1 rRNA gene (cut by a window edge) is annotated in these 2500 nt (G+C 57.0%); it reads right to left on the bottom strand.

Annotation, left to right across the window (positions count from 1 at the left end):
* Positions 1-41: 41 nt before the first annotated feature.
* Positions 42-2500, bottom strand: a 23S ribosomal RNA gene (locus tag HCC30_RS28150) (it continues 664 nt past the right edge of the window).

A 2500-nucleotide genomic window follows, 5' to 3' on the forward strand; every position in this document is an offset into this window, starting at 1 on the left:
CGGTTGTTGTCTCAGAACCCACACAGTGGACGCGAGCATCTACGGACAAGCCCTCGGCCTATTAGTACCAGTCAACTCCACACCTCACGGTGCTTCCATATCCGGCCTATCAACCCGGTCATCTCCCGGGAGCCTTAACCCCTCAAAGGGGGTGGGAGTCCTCATCTCGAAGCAGGCTTCCCGCTTAGATGCTTTCAGCGGTTATCCTTCCCGAACGTAGCCAACCAGCCATGCCCTTGGCAGAACAACTGGCACACCAGAGGTTCGTCCGTCCCGGTCCTCTCGTACTAGGGACAGCCCTTCTCAAGACTCCTACGCGCGCAGCGGATAGGGACCGAACTGTCTCACGACGTTCTAAACCCAGCTCGCGTACCGCTTTAATGGGCGAACAGCCCAACCCTTGGGACCGACTCCAGCCCCAGGATGCGACGAGCCGACATCGAGGTGCCAAACCATCCCGTCGATATGGACTCTTGGGGAAGATCAGCCTGTTATCCCCGGGGTACCTTTTATCCGTTGAGCGACGGCGCTTCCACAAGCCACCGCCGGATCACTAGTCCCGACTTTCGTCCCTGCTCGACCCGTCAGTCTCACAGTCAAGCTCCCTTGTGCACTTACACTCACCACCTGATTACCAACCAGGCTGAGGGAACCTTTGGGCGCCTCCGTTACCCTTTGGGAGGCAACCGCCCCAGTTAAACTACCCACCAGACACTGTCCCCGATCCGGATCACGGACCCAGGTTAGACATCCAGCACGATCAGAGTGGTATTTCAACAACGACTCCACAACCACTGGCGTGGCCGCTTCACAGTCTCCCACCTATCCTACACAAACCGAACCGAACACCAATATCAAGCTATAGTAAAGGTCCCGGGGTCTTTCCGTCCTGCTGCGCGAAACGAGCATCTTTACTCGTAGTGCAATTTCACCGGGCCTATGGTTGAGACAGTCAAGAAGTCGTTACGCCATTCGTGCAGGTCGGAACTTACCCGACAAGGAATTTCGCTACCTTAGGATGGTTATAGTTACCACCGCCGTTTACTGGCGCTTAAGTTCTCAGCTTCGCCACACCGAAATGTGACTAACCGGTCCCCTTAACGTTCCAGCACCGGGCAGGCGTCAGTCCGTATACATCGCCTTACGGCTTCGCACGGACCTGTGTTTTTAGTAAACAGTCGCTTCTCGCTGGTCTCTGCGGCCACACCCAGCTCACCCAGCACGTGGGATCACCAGACATGGCCCCCCTTCTCCCGAAGTTACGGGGGCATTTTGCCGAGTTCCTTAACCATAGTTCACCCGAACGCCTCGGTATTCTCTACCAGACCACCTGAGTCGGTTTAGGGTACGGGCCGCCACACAACTCGCTAGAGGCTTTTCTCGACAGCATAGGATCATCCACTTCACCACAACGGCTCGGCATCAGGTCTCACCCCTATAACGAGAGACGGATTTGCCTATCTCTCGGGCTACACCCTTACCCCGGGACAACCACCGCCCGGGCTGGACTACCTTCCTGCGTCACCCCATCACTCACCTACTACAGGTCTGGACCGTCGGCTCCACCACTCCCCTTTTCCCGAAGGATCCAGGGCGGCTTCACGGACTTAGCATCGCCCGATTCAGTGTTGGTCGCTGCATCGCGGGTACCGGAATATCAACCGGTTATCCATCGACTACGCCTGTCGGCCTCGCCTTAGGACCCGACTTACCCTGGGCAGATCAGCTTGACCCAGGAACCCTTAGTCAATCGGCGCACACGTTTCTCACGTATGTATCGCTACTCATGCCTGCATTCTCACTCGTGAACCGTCCACAACTCGCTTCCACGGCTGCTTCACCCGGCACACGACGCTCCCCTACCCACCCCAACAGGCGTTAGCCCTCATGTTGGAGTGACACGACTTCGGCGGTGTGCTTGAGCCCCGCTACATTATCGGCGCAGAATCACTTGACCAGTGAGCTATTACGCACTCTTTCAAGGATGGCTGCTTCTAAGCCAACCTCCTGGTTGTCTCTGCGACTCCACATCCTTTCCCACTTAGCACACGCTTAGGGGCCTTAGTCGATGCTCTGGGCTGTTTCCCTCTCGACCATGGAGCTTATCCCCCACAGTCTCACTGCCGCGCTCTCACTTACCGGCATTCGGAGTTTGGCTAAGGTCAGTAACCCGGTAGGGCCCATCGCCTATCCAGTGCTCTACCTCCGGCAAGAAACACACGACGCTGCACCTAAATGCATTTCGGGGAGAACCAGCTATCACGGAGTTTGATTGGCCTTTCACCCCTAACCACAGGTCATCCCCCAGGTTTTCAACCCTGGTGGGTTCGGGCCTCCACACGGTCTTACCCGCGCTTCACCCTGCCCATGGCTAGATCACTCCGCTTCGGGTCTTGAACACGCTACTCCACGCCCTCTTCGGACTCGCTTTCGCTACGGCTCCCCCACACGGGTTAACCTCGCAACATGCCGCAAACTCGCAGGCTCATTCTTCAAAAGG

Source organism: Streptomyces sp. HNM0574 (assembly GCF_012726235.1).
Taxonomy (GTDB): domain Bacteria; phylum Actinomycetota; class Actinomycetes; order Streptomycetales; family Streptomycetaceae; genus Streptomyces.